General features: G+C 74.8%; 22 protein-coding genes. 12 read left to right on the forward strand and 10 right to left on the reverse strand.

The features are described 5' to 3' along the window. The first annotated feature begins 17 nt into the window (after nt 1–17). The 4 genes from ACQ614_RS20205 (at nt 18) to ACQ614_RS20220 (ending at nt 2,360) form a co-directional block, all read left to right on the forward strand. Nucleotides 18–497 (forward strand): nuclear transport factor 2 family protein, encoded by a 480-nt coding sequence (locus ACQ614_RS20205; RefSeq protein ID WP_363488855.1) that lies wholly within the window; start codon nt 18–20, stop codon nt 495–497. Between the two features lie 208 nt (nt 498–705). Continuing rightward, nucleotides 706–1,065 (forward strand): dihydroneopterin aldolase, encoded by a 360-nt coding sequence (gene folB / locus ACQ614_RS20210; RefSeq protein WP_363488857.1) that lies wholly within the window; start codon nt 706–708, stop codon nt 1,063–1,065. A gap of 40 nt (nt 1,066–1,105) precedes the next feature. Continuing rightward, complete coding sequence (gene folK, locus ACQ614_RS20215; protein ID WP_431679908.1) at nt 1,106–1,705, forward strand: 2-amino-4-hydroxy-6-hydroxymethyldihydropteridine diphosphokinase; 600 nt, start codon at nt 1,106–1,108, stop codon at nt 1,703–1,705. A gap of 163 nt (nt 1,706–1,868) precedes the next feature. After that, nucleotides 1,869–2,360, forward strand: a complete 492-nt coding sequence (locus ACQ614_RS20220) for a DUF3180 domain-containing protein (RefSeq protein WP_431679909.1) — start codon at nt 1,869–1,871, stop codon at nt 2,358–2,360. Between the two features lie 18 nt (nt 2,361–2,378). On the opposite strand, the gene ACQ614_RS20225 is transcribed toward ACQ614_RS20220, so the two are convergent. Continuing rightward, nucleotides 2,379–3,935 carry an alpha/beta hydrolase gene (locus ACQ614_RS20225; protein ID WP_431679910.1) on the reverse strand — a complete coding sequence of 519 codons (1,557 nt, stop codon included), beginning with the start codon at nt 3,933–3,935 and terminating at the stop codon, nt 2,379–2,381. A 1-nt stretch (nt 3,936) separates the two neighbouring features. After that, entirely contained in the window at nt 3,937–4,206 is a 270-nt protein-coding gene (locus tag ACQ614_RS20230) for a hypothetical protein (RefSeq protein ID WP_431679911.1), read from the reverse strand. Nucleotides 4,207–4,386: 180 nt separating this feature from the next. Here ACQ614_RS20230 and ACQ614_RS20235 point away from each other — a divergent pair, with 180 nt between their 5' ends. Next, nucleotides 4,387–5,436 (forward strand): hypothetical protein, encoded by a 1,050-nt coding sequence (locus ACQ614_RS20235; protein ID WP_431679912.1) that lies wholly within the window; start codon nt 4,387–4,389, stop codon nt 5,434–5,436. Between the two features lie 108 nt (nt 5,437–5,544). Here ACQ614_RS20235 and ACQ614_RS20240 read toward each other — a convergent pair whose 3' ends face one another. After that, nucleotides 5,545–6,120: a TerD family protein gene (locus ACQ614_RS20240; protein ID WP_431679913.1), complete on the reverse strand. Its 576-nt coding sequence runs from the start codon at nt 6,118–6,120 to the stop codon at nt 5,545–5,547. A 126-nt stretch (nt 6,121–6,246) separates the two neighbouring features. Next, nucleotides 6,247–6,735 carry a hypothetical protein gene (locus ACQ614_RS20245; RefSeq protein ID WP_431679914.1) on the reverse strand — a complete coding sequence of 163 codons (489 nt, stop codon included), beginning with the start codon at nt 6,733–6,735 and terminating at the stop codon, nt 6,247–6,249. Between the two features lie 153 nt (nt 6,736–6,888). On the opposite strand from ACQ614_RS20245, the gene arfB reads away from it, so the two are divergent. Next, nucleotides 6,889–7,323, forward strand: coding sequence for an alternative ribosome rescue aminoacyl-tRNA hydrolase ArfB (arfB, locus tag ACQ614_RS20250; protein WP_431679915.1), 435 nt, complete (start codon nt 6,889–6,891; stop codon nt 7,321–7,323). Nucleotides 7,324–7,363: 40 nt separating this feature from the next. Here arfB and ACQ614_RS20255 read toward each other — a convergent pair whose 3' ends face one another. Then, on the reverse strand, nt 7,364–7,891 hold the full coding sequence (locus ACQ614_RS20255; protein WP_431679916.1) for a flavin reductase family protein: 528 nt from the start codon (nt 7,889–7,891) through the stop codon (nt 7,364–7,366). A 279-nt stretch (nt 7,892–8,170) separates the two neighbouring features. Between ACQ614_RS20255 and ACQ614_RS20260 the strand changes: the two genes are divergently transcribed. Then, entirely contained in the window at nt 8,171–9,955 is a 1,785-nt protein-coding gene (locus ACQ614_RS20260; protein WP_431679917.1) for a diguanylate cyclase domain-containing protein, read from the forward strand. Nucleotides 9,956–10,046: 91 nt separating this feature from the next. After that, nucleotides 10,047–10,964, forward strand: coding sequence for a hypothetical protein (locus ACQ614_RS20265; protein ID WP_431679918.1), 918 nt, complete (start codon nt 10,047–10,049; stop codon nt 10,962–10,964). Here the strand turns inward: ACQ614_RS20265 and ACQ614_RS20270 are convergent. The 4 genes from ACQ614_RS20270 to ACQ614_RS20285 all read right to left on the reverse strand — a co-directional run bounded on the left by ACQ614_RS20270 (nt 10,942) and on the right by ACQ614_RS20285 (nt 15,037). Further along, nucleotides 10,942–11,805 (reverse strand): class II fructose-bisphosphate aldolase, encoded by an 864-nt coding sequence (locus ACQ614_RS20270; RefSeq protein ID WP_363488629.1) that lies wholly within the window; start codon nt 11,803–11,805, stop codon nt 10,942–10,944. The two genes, ACQ614_RS20265 and ACQ614_RS20270, sit on opposite strands and share 23 nt — an antisense overlap. Nucleotides 11,806–11,870: 65 nt before the next feature. Next, nucleotides 11,871–13,043 (reverse strand): N-acetylglucosamine-6-phosphate deacetylase, encoded by a 1,173-nt coding sequence (gene nagA / locus ACQ614_RS20275; protein WP_431679919.1) that lies wholly within the window; start codon nt 13,041–13,043, stop codon nt 11,871–11,873. Beyond that, a complete protein-coding gene (locus ACQ614_RS20280) occupies nt 13,040–13,972 on the reverse strand; it encodes an ROK family protein (protein ID WP_431679920.1) in 933 nt (310 codons plus the stop codon). The genes nagA and ACQ614_RS20280 overlap by 4 nt, the downstream gene beginning before the upstream one ends. A 132-nt stretch (nt 13,973–14,104) precedes the next feature. Next, nucleotides 14,105–15,037, reverse strand: a complete 933-nt coding sequence (locus ACQ614_RS20285; RefSeq protein ID WP_431679921.1) for an SIS domain-containing protein — start codon at nt 15,035–15,037, stop codon at nt 14,105–14,107. A 206-nt stretch (nt 15,038–15,243) separates the two neighbouring features. Between ACQ614_RS20285 and ACQ614_RS20290 the strand changes: the two genes are divergently transcribed. Both ACQ614_RS20290 and ACQ614_RS20295 read left to right on the forward strand, forming a co-directional pair. Continuing rightward, nucleotides 15,244–16,038, forward strand: coding sequence for a DeoR/GlpR family DNA-binding transcription regulator (locus ACQ614_RS20290; RefSeq protein WP_431679922.1), 795 nt, complete (start codon nt 15,244–15,246; stop codon nt 16,036–16,038). Between the two features lie 154 nt (nt 16,039–16,192). Next, nucleotides 16,193–17,485, forward strand: coding sequence for an extracellular solute-binding protein (locus ACQ614_RS20295; RefSeq protein ID WP_431679923.1), 1,293 nt, complete (start codon nt 16,193–16,195; stop codon nt 17,483–17,485). A gap of 32 nt (nt 17,486–17,517) precedes the next feature. Here the strand turns inward: ACQ614_RS20295 and ACQ614_RS20300 are convergent, their stop codons facing one another. Then, entirely contained in the window at nt 17,518–17,859 is a 342-nt protein-coding gene (locus ACQ614_RS20300) for a cupin domain-containing protein (protein WP_431679924.1), read from the reverse strand. A gap of 95 nt (nt 17,860–17,954) precedes the next feature. Here ACQ614_RS20300 and ACQ614_RS20305 point away from each other — a divergent pair, with 95 nt between their 5' ends. Together ACQ614_RS20305 and otsB are read left to right on the forward strand one after the other, a co-directional pair. Then, nucleotides 17,955–18,182 carry a DUF3263 domain-containing protein gene (locus ACQ614_RS20305; RefSeq protein ID WP_363488643.1) on the forward strand — a complete coding sequence of 76 codons (228 nt, stop codon included), beginning with the start codon at nt 17,955–17,957 and terminating at the stop codon, nt 18,180–18,182. Nucleotides 18,183–18,219: 37 nt separating this feature from the next. After that, nucleotides 18,220–19,080 (forward strand): trehalose-phosphatase, encoded by an 861-nt coding sequence (gene otsB, locus ACQ614_RS20310; RefSeq protein ID WP_431679925.1) that lies wholly within the window; start codon nt 18,220–18,222, stop codon nt 19,078–19,080. Nucleotides 19,081–19,155: the final 75 nt, after the last annotated feature.

Genomic DNA, 19,155 nt, shown 5'->3' on the forward strand with positions numbered 1-19,155 from the left:
CGGGCGGAGGCGGCACGATGAGCGGCGGCGAGCGGGCAGCGGCCCTGGAGGTGGACCGCGAGGCCGTCCTGGCGGTGAACCAGGCACTCTACGAGGCGATGGAGAACGGCGACCTGGAGGCCGTCGAGTCCATCTGGCTGGGCGCGTCGGACGCCGACGACAAGGGCGGCGTGGTCTGCGTCCACCCCGGCTGGCCGGTGCTGCGCGGGCGGGCCCAGGTCACCCGCTCGTACATGCTGATCATGGCGAACACGGAGTACATCCAGTTCTTCCTGACCGACGTCGAGTGCGAGGTGCAGGGCGATGTGGCCCTCGTCACCTGCACCGAGAACATCCTCTCCGAGGGCGAGGCCGAGGAGGAGGGCGAACTGGGCCCGCTGGTCGGCGGGAAGGTCGTCTCCACCAACCTCTTCCGCCGCACCGCGGACGGCTGGCGGCTCTGGTCGCACCACGGCTCACCCGTCCTGACCAGCGCGGACGACGAGGACGAGGACTGACCCGGAGGGCGGTCGCCGGGCCGTCGCCGGAACGGCACGAAACGTTCACGTCAATCGCCGATCCGGCGTGCGTGACGCCCCGTGCTGCCGGGTAGACGGTCAGGCACCCCGGGTACCCGGAGGTAGATTCGAGGGACGGCGGGCGACGGTGCCCGCCGTCGCCCTGTCCTCGGCCGGGGCCGTTCTCCTGGGAGCAGTGATTCGTTTGCTGGACCGCGTCACCCTGCGGGGCCTGCGTGCCCGCGGCCACCACGGCGTCTTCGAACGGGAGCGCGTCGAGGGCCAGACCTTCGTGGTCGACCTCGTGCTGTTCCTGGACACCCGGCCGGCCGCCGCCGGGGACGACCTGACCAAGACCGCGCACTACGGCGTGATCGCCGAGGAGGTCACCGCGGTGATCGCCGGCGACCCCGTCGACCTGATCGAGACGCTCGCCCAGCGCATCGCCGACCAGTGCCTCAAGCACGAGCCCGTCCAGGAGGTCGAGGTCACCGTGCACAAGCCGGACGCCCCGATCACCGTCCCGTTCGACGATGTGACCGTCACCATCCACCGGGGCCGCGCATGACGTGCCGGCCGCGTCGCCCCCGAGCCGCAGAGGGAATCCGATGAGCACCAGCGACCCGACCGCCTCGCCGACCACGTTCGACCTGGAGCGCCGGGTCGACAGGGCCGACTCCACGCTGCAGACCGTCCGCACCGCCGCGATCGCCCTAGGTGCCAACCTGGGCAACCGCCTGGAGACCCTGCAGGGCGCCGTCGACGCCCTCGCGGACACCCCCTGCATCCGCGTCACCGCCGTCTCCGCGGTGTACGAGACGGACGCCGTCGGCGGCCCGGAGGACCAGCCGTCCTACTTCAACGCCGTGGTGCTGCTGCGCACCACCCTGCCCCCGCACTCCCTGCTGGAGCGCGGGAACGCCGTCGAGGACGCCTTCGGACGGGTCCGCGAGGTCCGCTGGGGCCCGCGCACCCTCGACGTCGACATCCTCGCCGTGGAGGGCGTCCTCAGCGACGACCCGCAGCTGCTGCTGCCGCACCCCCGCGCGCACGAGCGCGCCTTCGTGCTCGCCCCCTGGCTCGACGCCGACCCGGACGCCGAGGTGCCCGGCCACGGCCCCGCCGCCGCCCTCCTCAAGGGGCTCGGCGGCGAGGAGGCCCAGGGCGTCCGCCGCCGCGCCGACCTGCAGCTGAGGCTGCCCGAGTGACACCGCCGGTACGGCCCGGCGCCCGGTGGGGAACTTCCCCCGGGGCCGGGCCGTCCGTACAGGTGGCACCTGGCGGCCCGGTACGGTGGGCTGGCACCGCCACCCAGCGACGGTCCGTCAGGGACAGCAGTCCGTCGCGTCCGCCGGGAAGGACACCGTCCGCGTGAAGCCGATCCGTCTCCGCCTGCTGCTCGGCATCACCGTCGTGACGGGGGTGCTGTCCTGGTCCGGCGCCAAGCTGTGGGGCTCCCTCGGCAGCCTCCCCGGTGTGCCGGCCGCCGCGCCGGTGGTGCTCGCGGCCGTCGCCGTGGTGCTGCTCGCCACCGCGATCTCGCTGCGGTCCCGGCTGAAGGCGGTCCGCGAGCGGCAGCCCGGGGCCAAGGGCGTCGACCCGCTGCACGCGGCGCGGGCCGTGGTGCTCGCCCAGGCCAGCGCCCTGGTCTCCGCCGTGGTCACCGGCATCTACGCCGGCACCGGGGTCTTCCTGCTCGGCCAGCTCGACATCTCGGCCCGCAAGTCCCAGGCCGTCACCGCAGGCTTCGCGGTCCTGGCCGGCGCCGCCGTGATGGCCGCCGCCCTGTGGCTGCAGCACGTCTGCAAGCTCCCCGAGGACCACGACGGACCGAGCCACCCGGCAGAGCCCTCCCCGCGCTGACCGCTGCCGCAGCCCGGCTCAGCGGGGCGGGGCGGGGGTGGTCTCCGCGCCGCGGCCGGCGACCACCCGGCCGATGTTCGCCAGGGAGGCCGACGGGCCGTCCGCCGCCGTGTCGAAGTAGGCGGAGTGGCTGGCGAAGGCGTTCCCGCGGTCGCCGGGGGCCACCTCGAAGCGGTGCGCGCCGAAGCCCGCGTCCGCCGGGTCGCGGCCGAACCACAGCTCGTCCGGCCCCGAGGCCTGCCGGGCCACCGCCACCGGCAGCCCGCCCAGCAGCATCCCGCCGGCCACGTCCGCACCGTCCGGCAGCCGGCCCACCGGGTCGTGGTCGGCCACCCCGACGTACACGTGGCCGCTGCCCACCCTGAGCTGGTCGGCCCGTTCCACCCCGGCACCCGGGCTGCCGACCAGGACCACGTCGTCCACGCCGGCGCCGTCCTGCCGCGCCGCGAGCCCGACCACCAGCGAGCCGTAGCTGTGGCCGACCGCCGTGACATGCGCGGGCTCCTCCGGGCGGGCGGCCCGCAGCCCGCCCAGGAAGCGGTTCAGGTCCTCCGCGCCGGCCCTGGCCCTGGCGTCCCCCGCGACCTGCGCCGAGCGCAGGCTCAGCCCCTCGTTGGGCGGGGCGTCGTAGCCGAGCCAGACCATCGCGGCGGCCGTCCGCCCGGTGCCGCAGCGCTCGGCGGCAGTGCGGATGCGCTCCGCCCGGTCGGCGTCCCCGCCGCCCGCGTTCGCCAGCCCGGTGCCGAAGCCCGGCACGTACACCGCGACGTCGTCCGCGGTGTCCGGGTCCCCGTAGGACAGCACGGCCCGGCCCTGCCCCTCGGCGCCGAGGGCGAGCAGCAGGACGTCGCCGCCCGCCGGGTCGCCGGCGGCCAGCTTCTGCGCGACCGCCCGCAGGCCCTCCCGCAGCGGGCCGGACAGCGTGTCCGGGTGCTCCAGCAGCCGGGCCAGCTGCAGCCGGTTGGCGCGGTCGCGGTCGCGGGCCGGCAACCCGTCCAGGGCGCCGACCAGTTCGGGCCGGCCCTCGGTCAGGGCCGCCCGCGCGCCGGGCGGCAGGCCGCGCCACCAGGCGGCGACCTGTGCCGGGCTCGCGCCGAGCGGCGGCAGCAGGGCCCGCAGCCGGGCGTTCAGCGGCTCCCGGGGGTCGGACAGCCGGACCATCCCGGCCATCGCCGCGGCCGGGGTGAGCCCGCCCGCCCGGGCCGCCGCGGCCAGCGCGTCCAGCCGCTCGGCGACGGCCGCGTCGGCCCGCTCGGCCTGTGCGACCCCGCCCTCGGGGCCGCCGCCCTGCTGTGCCGCCTGGGCGACCCGGAACGCCTCCGCGGCCTGGCGCAGCGTCTCCTGGACGAGCGTCAGCTCCATCCAGGCGGCCTGCAGCCGACCCGCGGCCCGGTCCGCCGCGGCCCCGGCGAGGTCGGCGGCCCGGCCCTGCCAGCCGGAACCGCGCACCCGGTCCGCCGTGCGCCGGGCCCAGGCGACGTGGTGCCGGTCCAGGGCGGCGGCCAGGGCGCCGTACGCCTCGGCGGCGGTCAGCAGTTCGGCCGGGCGGGCCGCGGCGAGGGCGGGGGCGTCCACCTCAGCCCGCCGGGGTGAGGCTGCGCCGGACGGCCTCCTCGGTGGCGGTGTACCCGTCGGCCGTCCGCCCGAGGTCCGTGCCGATCGTGCCGAGGTCGTCGGCCAGCCGCTCCAGCACCCGGTGCCAGGCGTCGGTGCAGGCGCGCAGCGCCTCGGCGGTGCGCCAGCCGGGGAGTGCGGCGGCGGCCGCGTCGGCCGGGCCGAGCACCGCCCTGGCGTCGCCGCGCAGCTGTTCGGCGGTCTGCCGGGCGGCCTGCCCGGCGGCGGTCAACTCGCCTGGGTGCACACGGAAACCGGGGGACACGGGCGCCTCGCTCTGACGGTCGGTCGGACGCCCGCCATGGTAACGGGCCGTGACGCCCCGGAAGCGCCGGGTATTTCCGACGGGCTGTCAAGAGCCGAATGAGTGGCGAGGCTGACAGGGCCCCGATTCGCACGCTAGTTTCTTGGCATGTCTCGTGGACGCCACCGTCATTCCTCCGTCCTCGGCCGTTCCGTGCCTCCCGTCGCCACCGGCGTTCTCGTACTCGCCGCGGTGGCCGCACTGGTGGCCACGCCCGATCCGGTGGTGGCGCGTTCCGTCGGTGTCGCCGCCGTGGTGGCGGCCGTCGGCCTGGGCCTCCTGCTGCGCCAGCGCGACCGCGCGGCCCGCGCCGCGCTGCAGCTCGCCGCGACCAGGCGGCTGCGCCTGGAGGAGCGTTTCGAGGAACAGCTCGCCGAGGCCGAGTACGCCGCAGAGGTCGCCGAGGAGCGGGCCACCCGCTTCGGGCGCCGGCTGACGGCGGAGAAGTCGCGCCTGGCCAAGGCCGAGACCGAGATCGCCCGGCTGCTGCGCGAACGCGCCGTCATGGTCGCCGAGCAGGCGATGCGCGAGGCCGAGGCGGCCCAGCGCGCACTCGACGCCGCCCGCCCCGAGCACCCCGTCACCCCGGCCGCGTACGTCCGCGCCGCAGCCGCGCTGCGCCACCTGGAGCGCCGTGGTGCGGAGGCCGAGGAGCGCCGCCGCGAGGGCGAGGCGCGGGCCCAGCTGGAGCTCCGCCCGCGGATGCCGCAGCCGGTGCCGGTCGCCCGGCCGCAGGCCGTCCCCGCCGCGCCGTCCGCCCAGGAGCCCGCCACCGGGCCGCAGCCGGTGTCCTCGGCGCCCGTCCTGCGGACGCAGGCCGCAGGCACCGTCGTCCCGGCCGTCCGGCCCCGGCCCGTCGGGCGCATGGGTTTCAGCTTCTTCGGCCGCCCGGCCACCGCCGCCGCGCTGCGGGCCGCCGCCCCGGCGCCCGCGGTGGGCGACCTGGCGGACGTGGTGGGCGACGAGGCGCTGGCGGAGAGCGTCCGCTACGCCGCCCCGGCCGACAGCGCCGCGCGGCCGGTCGAGCCCGCCCCCGCCCCGCTGCAGTCCGAACCCGCCGAGCAGACCGAGCACGGCCGGCCCGAGGTGGTCGACCTGACCCCGCACGAGGACACCGAGATGCTGCAGCTTCCCGAGCTGCGGGCGGGCCGCTCCTGACGGGGTGCCGGCAGACGTCGAACGGGCGATGCCCGGGACTCCCGCAGGAGTCCCGGGCATCGCCCGTTCGTGGTGCGCGGGCCGTTGACGGCCCGTCGGAGCAGACCGTCAGACGTTGACGCCGAAGTCCTGGGCGATGCCGACCAGGCCGGAGGCGTAGCCCTGGCCGATGGCGCGGAACTTCCACTCGGCGCCGCTGCGGTAGAGCTCGCCGAAGATCATGGCGGTCTCGGTGGCGGCGTCCTCGGACAGGTCGTAGCGGGCGATCTCGGCGCCGCCGGCCGCGTTGAGCACGCGGATGTACGCGTTGCGGACCTGGCCGAAGCTCTGGCCGCGGCTGACCGCGTCGTAGATGGAGACCGGGAAGGTGATCCGGGTGACGTCGGCCGGCAGGGCGGCCAGGTTCACGTTGATCTGCTCGTCGTCGCCGGCGCCCTCGCCCGTCCGGTTGTCGCCGGTGTGGACGACCGTGTTGTCCGGGGTGGCGGTGTTGTTGAAGAAGACGAAGTGACGGTCGGAGTACACCTTGCCGTCGTTGTTCAGCACGATCGCGCTGGCGTCGAGGTCGAACTCCGCGCCGGTGGTGGTGCGGACGTCCCAGCCGAGGCCGACGGTGACGGCGCTCAGACCGGGGGCCTCCTTGGTCAGCGAGACGTTGCCACCCTTGGAGAGGCTCACGGGCATGGTGTGTGTGTCCCTTCGGTCGCTTTTGTTCGGAAGAACGCTGGTCGCGGGGGCCATGGTTCCAGGCCGGAGCGAATTTCTCGTACGAACCGTCGCGCTGCGGCGTGCCGCGGGGCGGCTCCGGTGTCAGATCCTGGGGAAACGGCCCTGCACCGTCCAGATGTTCGGATTGTCGCCGAGGCCCTCGTGCAGGTCCGTCAGATCGGCCAGCACGTCCTGCAGGAAGTCCCGCGCCTCGCGGCGGAGGTCCGCGTGGCGGACCACGATCGGCTCGGCGTCCCGCAGCCAGGTGGCGGTGATCTCCACCCAGCCGAAGCGGCGGGCGAAGCGCAGCAGCTCGGTGTTCTGGGTGAAGTCGAGGTCGGCGGTCTGCACGGTGGCGGCACGGCTGCCCTGCGGGTCGCGGTCGAGCTGCTCGACGACGTCGCACAGCGCCCACGCGAAGTCCAGCACCGGCACCCAGCCCCAGCGGGTCTCCACCGCCTCGCCGTCCGTCTCCAGGTAGACGTCGCCGCAGAACAGGTCGTGGCGCAGGCTGCGGACGGGGGCCTCCCGGTAGTCGGTCTGCGGCGGGTCGGGAAAGCGGTTGGACAGGGAATACCCGAGCTCGATCACGCCCCCATTCTCCGCCACCGGCCGGGGCGACCCGCACGGGCACGGGCTCTGCCCGCAGGGGCGCCCGCGCCCCCGAGTGCCCGGCCCGGTGCCCTGGTGGGCCGGGGCGATAACCGGGTGACCCGGGGTGGGGTGGGGCGGGATGATGGGGGTATGTCCGAGCCCATCCGCGTACGGGGGTCGGTGGTCGTCCCCGACGCCGAGCTCGTCTGGCGCTTCTCGCGTTCTTCCGGCCCCGGTGGCCAGCACGTCAACACCTCCGACACCCAGGTCGAGCTGCGCTACGACCTGGCGGGGTCGGCCGCGCTGCCCCCGGTGTGGAAGGAGCGTGCCCTGGAGCGCCTGGCCAACCGTCTGGTGGACGGCCGGGTGCTGGTCGTCCGGGCGTCCGAGCACCGCTCGCAGTGGCGCAACCGGGAGGTGGCCGCGGCCCGCCTCGCCTCCCTGCTGGGGGAGGCCACCGCTCCGCCGCCGAAGGTGCGCCGGGCGACCCGGCCGACCCGCGGCATGGTCGAGCGCCGTCTGGAGAACAAGCGGCACCGCGCCCAGCTGAAGCAGGGCAGGGGCCGCGTCCGCGGCGCAGACTGACGGACCGTCGGCCCGACGGGCCGTCCGTCCGGGGGCGGTGTCAGGCGAGCCGGCGGTAGTCGCCGCGGAAGTACAGCAGCGGCCGTCCGCCGGGTTCCTGCACCCGGGCCTCCAGGACGCGACCGATGACGAGGGTGTGGTCCCCGGCGGGGACGCGCTGTTCGGTGCGGCACTCCACGGTGGCGAGGGCGCCGTCGATCAGCGGTGCGCCGCTGTGCTCGCCCCGCCGGTGCGGGGTGTCGGCGAACAGCAGCCGGTCGCTGAGCCGGCCCTTCATGGCGAACCGCGAGGCCGCGGTGCGCTGCTCCTCGGTGAGGAGGGAGACCGCCCAGGTCTCGGCGCGGGTGAGCACGTCGTCCATCCGGGAGTCCTCGCGGACCGAGATGAGCACCAGCGGCGGCTCCAGCGACACCGAGAGGAACGAGGTCGCCGTCATGCCCGCGTCCTCGCCGTCCTCGGGGTCGTTCGCCGTCACCAGGGCGACCCCGGAGGCGAGCTGGGAGAGGGCGGACCGGAACTCGTCGGGGCCGGCCGTGCGGGCGTGGGAGGGTTGCGAGGAGGTGTGCACGTACCGCACGGTAGTCCGCGGCCCTGTGGAGCGGAATCGGGCCCTGGTCGTAGGACCGTGGGCCGGTGAGGCGGAAGCGACGCGGGAAGATGTCCCGATTCATCCGGATTTCCCGTCGTTCACCGAGGTGAGGGCACGGGCAGGCGGTGTGATTTGAGTCACAAGTGATGGCCTATTGCTGACCGAGCGTGCCTATCGCTGTGCTCGCTGTGATTCAGTTCTTCTGGCAATCGGACGATAACCATCACCGCCAATCCGAAGCAGCCGGGGAGCCCCCGCATGGAAGCCGAGTCGGAGCCCTATGTCCGCCTCGCGACCCTCCGCACCTTGCACCGGGTCGTGGCGGACCTCAACGCTGCCCGCAGCCTGGCCGGCACCCTGCAGGCCGTGGTGGAGGGCGCCGTGCACGGGCTCGGGTTCGACGCGGCCGCGGTGAGCCTCGTCCGCCCCGACGGCGACCTGGTGGTGGCGGCGGTCTGGGAGGTCGAGGAGAGCGGGGTGGGCGGCCCGGCGGTGCTGCTCGGCCAGGTCGGCTCCCGCGACTCCTGGGACCGGATGCTCAGCGTCAGCGACCACTGGGGCACGCTGCGCTTCCTGCCGTACGACCGGGGCTGGGCGATCGGCACCGACGTGCCGACCTGGACGGGCGACGGCCCGCTGCCCGTCTACGCCAACGACTGGCACCCCCGCGACTTCCTCTTCGCCCCCATGTACAGCGCCGGCGGCGACCTGCTCGGCGTGCTCTCGGTGGACCGGCCGCGCAGCGGCAAGCGGCCCGGCGCGTGGACCCGCGAGGCGCTGGAGATGTTCTCCCTGCAGGCGTCCATCGCGATCGGCAACGCCCGGCTGCGCGCCGAGATGCAACGGGCGCTGGCCCGGCTGGAGAAGGAGCAGCAGGCGCTGCGGGCCAGCGAGGAGAGCTTCCGCCAGGCCTTCGAGTACGCACCGAGCGGGATGGCGATCACCGAGCTGCACGGCGTCGGGCGGGGCCAGCTGACCAGGGTCAACGACGCGCTGTGCCGCCTGCTGGGCCGACCGCGGGCGACGCTGCGCCAGCAGAGCTTCGCCGATCTGGTGCACCCGGAGGACCTCGCCCTGCTGCAGCGCACCAGCGCCGAGGGCGGCCGGGCGGAGCTGCGGCTCTCCCGGCGGGACGGCGGCTACCAGTGGGTCTGCCTGCGCAACTCGGTGGTGGCGGACGCCGCCGAGGGCCCGAGCTTCCTGCTCACGCACGTCGAGGACATCGAGGACCGCAAGCGGCACGAGCTGCAGCTGGCGCACCGGGCCAGCCACGACGCGCTGACCGGGCTGCCGAACGGCTCGGAACTCAAGGCCAGGCTGGGCCGCCGGCTGTGCAGCGTGGCGCCGAGTGCGGCCGAGCACGGTGCCGCGCTAGCCTCCTCCGGGCTCTCCTACAGCGCGCACAGCGCCTTCGACGGCATGGGTGCGCCGACGCCGCTGGCGCACGGGTACGGCGCGCCCGGCAGCGCCCTCGACCGCGACCTGGAGGCCTTCGCGGCCGGGGAGGTGCTGGGGCGCTTCGACCACGGCCCGGCGCACGTGCACACCGTGGTGCCCGCCGAGCAGCCCGAGGGCGCCGAGCCGTGGAACGGCGCGCACCGGATGCCGGCCGTCTCCGACAAGGGCCTGGCGGTGCTCTTCTGCGACCTGGACGGTTTCAAGTCCATCAACGACCGGTTCGGCCACAACGCGGGCGACGCGGTGCTCATCGAGGTGGCCCGCCGGCTCCAGCAGGCCGTCCGGGAGGGTGACACGGTGGCCCGGCTCGGCGGTGACGAGTTCGTGGTGCTCGCGGACGGCATCGGCCGCGAGGAGGCGAAGGACCTCGCCGGGCGGCTGCGCAACGCGATCATCCCGCCGATGCGGATCGACAACCGCGCGATGCGGGTGGGCGTCAGCCTCGGCATCGGCTGGGCGGGTTGCGGCATGTCCACCGAGGAGGTGCTGCACGCCGCCGACGAGCGGATGTACGACGAGAAGCGGGCGCGTGGAGGTTCCGTGAGGGGAGCGAGGGGGGAGCGTTCCCACCGTCGCGCCGGGTAGTCGCGCTGTTGATCGGCTTTCCCTGCGGCAGGGCCCTGCAGGTAGGGTTCCCCGGTACGAGCGTCCATCATCTGCCCGGGGAGTGAGCACCGTGACCACGGACGGCAGCAACGGCGCGCCCGAGGGCGCGGGCGACGACGACCCGTTCGCCTATCTCTACCGCCCTGCCGACGGCTCCGCCGCGCCCAGCCAGCCGCGCAGCTCGTACAGCCGCCCGATGGAGGTCGGCCGCGCGCAGTACGGCCAGCAGGCCGCCCCCCGCCCCCAGCAGGCCCACCCGGCGCAGCCCTCGTACGGCCAGCAGACCACCAGCCCGACGACACCGCTGCCGCCGCAGCAGAGCCGCTACGCCGAGCGCTCCCGTCCGCAGCCGGGCGAGGACCGCCCGAGCTCGGGCCGCGGCAAGGGCGCCGTGATCGGTGCCGTGGCCGTGATCGCCGCGGTGGCGATCGGTGCGGGCATCGCGCTGTCCACCGGCGACCCGGGGAAGAAGGACAAGGCCGCGCCGAACCCGAGCGCCTCCGCGAAGGCCTCGACCGGCGCGCCCGCCTCGCCCTCCGCGTCGGCGAGCCCGACGCCGGACGGCAAGCCGGTCGCCGACGCCGCCAAGCTGCAGGCCCAGAACGCCCCGTCGGCGAGCACCGTGAAGGGCGCGATCTCCGCCGACGGCAGCTACCTGACGCTGCAGGGCGGGTCGACGGTGACCTGGACGGTGACGGCCGAGCAGGCCGGGCAGACCAAGTTCTGGCTGCACTTCAACAACACCGGCTCCGACACGCCGGCCCAGGTGACCGTCAACGGCAAGGAGCACCCCGGCGGGGTGACCTTCAAGAACTACTCCAAGGGCAGCACGGACGCGGACCGCGCCTGGTACAGCACCAACATATGGCCGCAGCTGGTGGCCGGGACGAACACCCTGACGGTGACCCTCCCGGCCGGCAGCGGCAGCATTCTGCTCGACCAGGTCGCGCTGACCCCGATGTCGGTCAGCGACTACCCGAAGAGCTGACGACGGCGGCGAGCCGGGCGACCGCGGCGGCCATCGCCGCGCGCCCCTCGGCGAGGTAGCGCCGCGGGTCGGTGACCCGGGCGTCCGCGGCCAGGTGACGGCGGACGGCCGGGGTGAAGGCGGTGTTGAGCGCCGTGCCGATGTTCACCTTGACCAGTCCGGCCGCGATGCCGTCCGCGAGCTGGCCGTCCGGCACCCCCGAACTGCCGTGCAGGACCAGCGGAACGGGCACTGCGGCGGCCAGCCGGGCGATCAGGCCGTGGTCCAGTTCGGCGGTGCGGGCGGTCATCGCGTGCGAGCTGCCGACGGCGACGGCGAGCGCGTCCACACCGGTGTCCGCGACGTACCGGGCCGCTTCGTCCGGATCGGTGCGGGCGCCGGGGGCGTGCGGGGAGAGCGGCGGCTCGCCGTCCTTGCCGCCCACCCGGCCGAGCTCCGCCTCCAGGTGCAGCCCGTGCCGGTGCGCCCAGGCGGCGGCCTGCGCGGTCGACTTGACGTTGTCGTCGTGCGGCAGCCGGGAGGCGTCGTACATCGCCGAGGAGAAGCCGGCCGCCGGTGCGGCGTGCAGCAGGTCGGTGTCCTCGACGTGGTCGAGGTGGAGCGAGAGCGGGACGCGGGCGGCGGCTGCGACCTCGGCGCAGGCGCGGGCCAGCGGCAGCAGCCGGCCGCCGTGGTAGCGGACCGCGTTCTGGCTGATCTGCAGCACGGCGGCGGTGCCGGCGGTCTCCGCGCCGGCCGCGATCGCCTCGGCGTGCTCCAGGGTGATCACGTTGAAGGCGGGCAGACCGCGGCGGGCGGCCGCCGCGGCGGCGAGCAGGTCGGCGGTGGCGGCGAGAGGCATGGGTGTCCCCCTGAGGGTGAGTGGCGGGACGCAGTACCGCCACTCACCCCGGTGGGACGCGGGGATCAGACCGGGAGGGCCTGGGAGAGGCGGTCGGCGCCGGTGATCCACTCGCCGCGGCGCATCACCGCGACGAGGTCGTACGTGAGGGAGTCGAGGACGACCAGGTCGGCGTTCTTGCCGGTCTCCAGCGACCCGACGGTGTCCGCCAGGCCGAGCAGCCGGGCCGGAACGGTGGACAGGGACTCGACGGCCTGACCGAGGCTCAGTCCGTTGACGGTGACGGAGCGCTTGAACGCCACGTCGAGGGTGAGGGTGGAGCCCGCGATGGAGCCGCCCTCGACCAGCCGGGCCACGCCGCCCTCGACCCGGACCGCCAGGGGTCCGAGCGGGTAGAGGCCGTCGCCCATGCCGGCCGCGCCCATGGCGTCGGTGATCAGCGCGACCCGGCCGGAGCCGGCGGTGCCGTAGGCGAGGTCCAGCACCGAGGGGTGCAGGTGGACGCCGTCGTTGATCAGCTCGACGGTGACCCGCTCGTCCTCCAGCAGGGCGACGATCGGGCCGGGGGCGCGGTGGCCTATGGCCGGCATCGCGTTGAACAGGTGGGTGGCGACGGTCGCGCCGGCCTCGATCGCCTCCAGGGTCTTGGCGTAGTCGGAGTCGGTGTGGCCGACGGCCGCGATCACGCCGAGGTCGGCCAGCATCCGGACGGAGTCCAGGCCGCCCGGGAGCTCGGGGGCGAGGGTGACCATCCGCGCGGTGCCGCGGGCGGCGTCCACCACCTTGCGGACGACCGCCGGGTCGGGGTCGCGCAGCAGGGCGGGGTCGTGCGCGCCGCAGCGGCCCGGCGAGATGAACGGGCCCTCGAAGTGCACGCCGGCCAGCACGCCGTCCTCGACCAGCTCGGAGAGGACGGCCGCCTGCCGGCACACCTCGTCGATCTCGCCGGTGACGGTGGAGGCGATCGTCGTGGTGGTGCCGTGTGCCAGGTGGGTGCGTGCCGCGACCAGCGCCTGCTCGGCGTCGCCGGAGGCGTACGAGGCGCCGCCGCCGCCGTGCACGTGCAGGTCGACGAAGCCGGGGACGACCGTGCACCCGGTGAGATCGAGGTCGGCGGGCTCGCGCTCGCCGCCGAGGGCCGCGATCCGCGACCCCTCGACGGTGAGCCGGCCGTTCTCGACGACGCCGCCCGGCAGGACGAGTCGGGCTCCGGCCAGTGCAATGCGGTCCGCGGTCACGCGGTCACCTCCGTGGAGAGCAGGTCCCAGGCGAGCAGGCCCGCGCCCAGGGAAGCGGCGGTGTCTCGGAGTTCGGCCGGGACGACCTTGGGCGGCATCTGGAAGGTCAGCCGCTCGGAGACCGCCGCACGCAGCGGTGTGAAGAGCGTGTCGCCGGCCTCGGCCAGCCCGCCGCCGACGATCACCGTGGACGGGTCCAGCAGGCTCTGGGCCGTCACGATGCCGTCCGCGAGGGCCTCGACCGCCGTCCGCCAGACCTCGACCGCGCGCGGGTCACCGGCCTCGACCGCGGCCGCGCAGGCAGCCGCGTCCGCCTCCGGGTCGCCGCTGGCCCCGGCCCAGGCCCGGGAGACGGCGGAGGCCGAGGCCAGGGTCTCCAGGCAGCCGCGGGCGCCGCAGCCGCAGGCCGGGCCGCCGGGCCGGACCACGATGTGGCCGATCTCGCCGCCGTAGCCGTGCGCTCCCGCCTCGATCCGTCCGCCGATGCCGATGGCGCCGGCGATGCCGGTGCCCAGCGCGACGAACAGGAACCGGTCGACGCCGCGGCCGGCGCCGATCCGCCCCTCGGCCAGCCCGCCGGAGCGGACGTCGTGGCCGAGGGCGACCGGCAGGCCGCCGAGGCGCTCGCCGAGCAGCTTGCGCATCGGCAGGTCGCGCCAGCCGAGGTTGGCGGAGAAGACCGCGATCCCGTTCTTCTCGTCGATCGTCCCCGGCACGGCGACGCCGGCGGCGAGGGGAGCGCTCCCGAGACGGGTTCGGCCCTCGTCCGCCAGGTCGGCGGCGAAGTCGAGGATGGCGGCGACGACGGCGTCCGTGCCGTGCTCCCGCCCGGTCGGCCTCCGTGCTTCGAGCAGTACGGAGCCGTCCTGGGCGAGCAGCGCGGCCTTCATGCCGGTGCCGCCCACATCGAGTGCGATGACGTGCTTCACGGGGGACAGTCTCCCTTGAGCCGGTCCGAGAGGTCTAGTCCAGTTGCGTGATTGGTCTGGTCCATGTCGGTGACGTTTGTCGCCATTGCGCCGCAGCTGAGAGGTTTGCTCCTTCCCGCCCCGCCTCCTTTCTCATGCCCCGTCCGGGGCGAGTACCACCGACCGGGTCAGATTCCGCGGCCGGTCCGGGTCCAAGCCGCGGGCTGCGGCGACCGCCAGCGCCAGGCGCTGCGCCCTGACGAGGTCGGCCATCGGGTCGATGCCGTCCGCGCCCGAACCGGCCACCAGCAGCGCGCCGGTCGCCGCGATCTGGCCGGCCAGGCCCTCCGGAAGGTCGCCGAAGACCCAGACCGCGCGGCCCGGCGCGGCGATGCTGATCGGCCCGTGCCGGTACTCCATCGCCGGGTAGGCCTCCGTCCAGGAGAGCGAGGCCTCGCGCATCTTGAGCGCGGCCTCCTGGGCGAGGCCGGCCGTCCAGCCGGTGCCGAGGAACGAGAACTGCTCGCAGCCGACCAGCCCCTCCGGGAGCGGGTCGGCCACCGCCTCCAGCCCGTCCTCGGCGGCCCGGGCGACCGTGCGCGCCCCGGCGGGCAGGGCTCCCTCCGACTCCAGGTGGGCCCGGAGCAGGGCGAGGGCGGTGGTGGCGAAGCGGGTCTGCACCACCGAGCGCTCGTCCGCGAAGCCGAGGTCGAGCACCGCGTCGGCGGCGCCGGTGACCGGCTGCGAGGGGTCCGCGGTGATCGCGGTGGTGGGCGCCTTGGTGCGCCCGAGCAGCTCCAGCACCTCGGTGGTGGTGCCGGAGCGGGTGATCGCCAGCACCCGGTCGTACCGGCGGCCGTGCGGGAACTCGGAGGCGGCGAAGGCGTCCGTCTCGCCGTGCCCGCCGGACTCCCGCAGCGCGGCGTACGCCTGCGCCATGAACCAGGACGTGCCGCAGCCGACCACGGCCACGCGCTCCCCGCGCTGCGGGAGGCGGTCGGCCGACTCGGCGGCCAGCGCCGACGCCGTGCGCCAGTCGGCGGGCTGGGTGGCCAGCTCCTCGGCGGTGAGGGATGGCTGGGGCATGGAGCGGCTCCTCGGACTCGTGACCCGGAACTGCGTGAAGATGATTGATTTATAGCTCTTTCGCGCATCAATGCGCAACGGTGCGAAGGGCGGGCGTGGCGCGGGCCTGCGCCCGGCCGGGCGCGCCGCGCAAGCGGTGTGCAAAGCTGTGCAGGCTTCGCGCACATGCGCGCAGCGGCCGGATCTGGTCAGGAGGGCGGCGCGGGGTGTCCAGGTACGAGCGGTGGAACGCACTGCTGGAACTGCTGGCGGAGCACGGCCGACTGGAGGTCGACGAGGCCGCCGAGGAGCTCCAGGTCTCCGCCGCGACCATCCGCCGCGACCTCGACCAGCTGGCCCGCCAGCAGATGGTCACCCGCACCCGGGGCGGCGCGGTCGCCCACCACGTCTCCTACGACCTGCCGCTGCGCTACAAGACCGCCCGGCACGCCGACGCCAAGCAGCGGATCGGCGCCGCGGTGGCCGGCCTGGTCGCCCCCGGCGAGGTGGTCGGACTCAACGGCGGCACCACCACCACCGAGGTCGCCCGGGCGCTCGCCGTCCGGCCCGAACTCACCGAGCGCCCCGAGGGCGGCGCCGGCCAGGGCCTCACCGTGGTCACCAACGCCCTCAACATCGCCAATGAACTGACGGTCCGTCCGCAGGTGAAGATCGTGGTCACCGGAGGCGTCGCCCGCCCGCAGTCCTACGAGCTGATCGGCCCGCTCGCCGGGCTGATGCTGGCCGAACTCGCCCTGGACGTCACCGTGCTGGGCGTGGACGCGATCGACGTCGAGCACGGCGCCACCGCCCACCACGAGGGCGAGGCCGGGGTGAACCGGCTGCTCGCCGAGCGGGCGAAGCGCGTGGTGGTCGCCGCCGACTCCTCCAAGCTCGGCCGCCGCGCCTTCGCCCGGATCTGCGGCCTGGAGGCGATCGACACCCTGGTCACCGACTCCGGCGCCGACGCCGGTCTGACGCGGGCGTTCACGGAGGCCGGCGTCCAGGTGGTCACCGTCTGAACACGGTTCCGGACTGTCCGGATTCGCCCGGTTCCGATTGCATCCGGTGCAACGACATCTGACACTTCGATAACTACCGCGCGAACAGGTCTGGACCACACCTGCGAGGGCTTGGGAGGGTGGCGCAGCTTCCCCTCCCTAAGGCGGTACCCGCGTGAACACCCTCACCCGCACCAATCCGCTCCGCGCCTGTCGCGCCCTCCTGCCCGCGCTCGCCCTGGTGCTGGCCACCGGCTGCGGCACGTTCGACGGCGGCGACGGCGGCGGCGACGTCACGCTCCGCCTGGTCGCCGCGGACTACGGCGACAGCGAGGCCAACAGCACCTCGCGCTTCTGGGACGAGGTCGTCCGCGGCTTCGAGGCGGCCAACCCCGGGATCAAGGTCCAGGTCGACCTGCAGAGCTGGAACGACATCGACAAGCGGGTCGCCTCGCTGATCGCCGAGGGCCACGTCCCCGACCTCGTGCAGACCGGCGGCTTCGCCGACCAGGTCGCCGCCGGCCGGCTCTACCCCGCCACCGACGTGCTCTCCATCGACACCCAGGCCGGCATGATCGACGCCTTCGCCCGGGCCGGCCAGGTGCTCGGCAGCCAGTACGGCATCCCGTTCGTCGCCTCCACCCGGGTGTTCTTCTACAACAAGGCGATCTTCGCCAAGGCCGGCATCACCGCCCCGCCCACCACCTGGGACGAGCTGCGCCGCGACGCCGAACAGATCAAGGCCAAGGTGCCCGGGGTGATCCCGTACGGGCTGCCGCTCGGCCCCGAGGAGGCCCAGGCCGAATCGATGATCTGGGCCATGGGCGGGGGCGGCGGCCTCGCCGACAACGCCGGCAACTACACCTTCGACTCCCCGCAGAACCGGGCCACCTTCGCCTGGCTGCGCGGCAACCTGGTCGACAAGCACCTCACCTACGCCGACCCGGCCGCCACCGACCGCAAGACCGCCTTCAACGACTTCGCCAGCGGCAAGGTCGCGATGCTCAACGGCCACCCCGGCCTGATCGCCAAGGCCGTCGGCGCGAAGATCGACTACGGTACGGCGGCGATCCCGCGCAAGGACGCCTCGGTGAAGCCGGCCACCTTCGGCGTCGCCGACTGGATGATGGCCTTCAAGGCCAACGGGCACCGCGCCGAGATCAAGAAGTTCCTCGGCCACCTCTACCAGAAGGACAACCAGCTCTCCTTCGACGAGCAGTACAACCTGCTCCCGGTCACCCAGGAGACCCGCGCCGACATGACCGGCAGCGGCCGCCACCGCGACCTCACCGAGTTCCTCAACGCCCTGCCGACCGCCAACTTCTACCCCTACGGCGACCCCTCCTGGGACAAGGTCAGCGGGCTGGTCAAGCAGCAGATCGGCGCGGCGGTGAAGCGCGACGGCGACGACGCCCTGGCAGAACTCCAGGCCGCTGCCGCAGCCGAGGCAGGGCGCGCAAGGCGCTGATTACTCGCCTGCTCGCCTCGGGGCGGGGCAGCTCAGGGCAGCGTGATCGCGTAGGCCTTGCGGAGGGTCTCGTGGACCGTCCAGGTGGTGCGGTCGCCGGCGCGCAGGACGGCTGCGTCGCCGGGGCCGACCTCCAGGGTCGGGCCGCCCTCGACCTCGACGGTGGCCCGGCCGCTCACCACCACGAACAGCTCGTCCGCCTCGGTGTCGGTCACCACCCCCGGCGTGATCTGCCACAGGCCGCGCAGCTGCCGCCCGTCCGGCGAGGTCCACAGCACCTTCCCGGTCACCTCGGGCGTGCCGGAGACGATCTGGTCGGGGTCGAGCGGCTCGGGCTCGAGCTCGGCGTCGGGGACGTGCAGTGCGAAGGTCATGGCTCCGACGCTAGCGGCGCCGGGCATCCGGGCGGGGCGGGCAGAGTGTGTCGCACCGGCCGGGCAGAATGACACCTCGTAAGAGGAGGCGGACGATGGCGGAACTGACCGAGCGGGAGCGCGCGGTGCTCGCCCTGGAGGCCAGGCCCTGGCGCACCGCGGGTGCCAAGGAGCGGGCGATCCGCGAGGAGCTCGACATCTCGGCCACCCGCTACTACCAGCTGCTCAACGCCCTGCTGGACCGGCCGGAGGCGCTGGCCGCCGATCCGGTGCTGGTCAACCGGCTGCGGCGGGTCCGCGAGCGCAGGCGCGCCGCGCGCTGACGGTGTCCGGCGCCCGCGCCTGGGTACCGTCCCGGACATGGGCATTCCTGAGCAGTTCACACCGAGCACGGCCGCCGGGCGGGACGGCCTCGCCGCCCTGCTGGCCGCTCCCGGCGAGGCCGTGGTGGCACTCGACTTCGACGGCACCCTGGCCCCGATCGTGGCCGACCCGACCGCGGCCCGGGCCCACCCGGAGGCCGCGGCCGTGCTGTCCGCACTGGCCCCGCAGGTCGCGGCGGTGGTCGTGGTCACCGGCCGGCCGGCCGCCGACGCCGTCGCGTACGGGGGCTTCGCCGGCGTCCCCGGTCTGGAGCACCTCACCGTCCTCGGCCAGTACGGCGCCGAGCGCTGGGACGCGCACTCCGGGGAGCTGACCGCCCCCGAGCCGCCGGCCGGCGTCGCGGCCGCCCGGGCCGCCCTCCCCGGGGTGCTGGCCCGCGAGGCCGCCCCCGAGGGCACCTGGACGGAGGACAAGGGCCGGGCGCTCGCCGTGCACACCCGCCGCACCGCGGATCCGCAGCCCGCGATGGACCGGCTGCGCGCCCCGCTGGCCGCGTTCGCCGCCGAGCACGGGCTGGTCGTGGAGCCCGGCCGGTTCGTGCTGGAGCTGCGGCCGCCGGGCGTCGACAAGGGCGCCGCGCTGGAGGCCTTCCTTGCCGAGCGGTCCGCCCGGACCGTCCTCTACGCCGGCGACGACCTGGGCGACCTGGCCGCCTACGCGGCGGTCGAGAAGCGGCGCGGCGAGGGGTCGCCGGGGCTGCTGGTGTGCAGCGGCCCGACCACCGGCGAGGCGCCGGTGCGCGAACTGGCCGACCGGGCGGACCTGGTGGTCCAGGGCCCGGCCGGCCTGGTGGACCTGTTGTCCGCCCTCGCCGGGGAACTGGGCTCGCGGCGCTGAGGCGTGCCTTCGAAGGCGCACGGGTGACCACTCAGGGGCGCGGGAGCTGCGCAATCCGGATGCGGGCGGCCGTAC

It is taken from the genome of Kitasatospora dryopteridis (genome assembly GCF_050749075.1).
Classification (GTDB): Bacteria; Actinomycetota; Actinomycetes; order Streptomycetales; family Streptomycetaceae; genus Kitasatospora.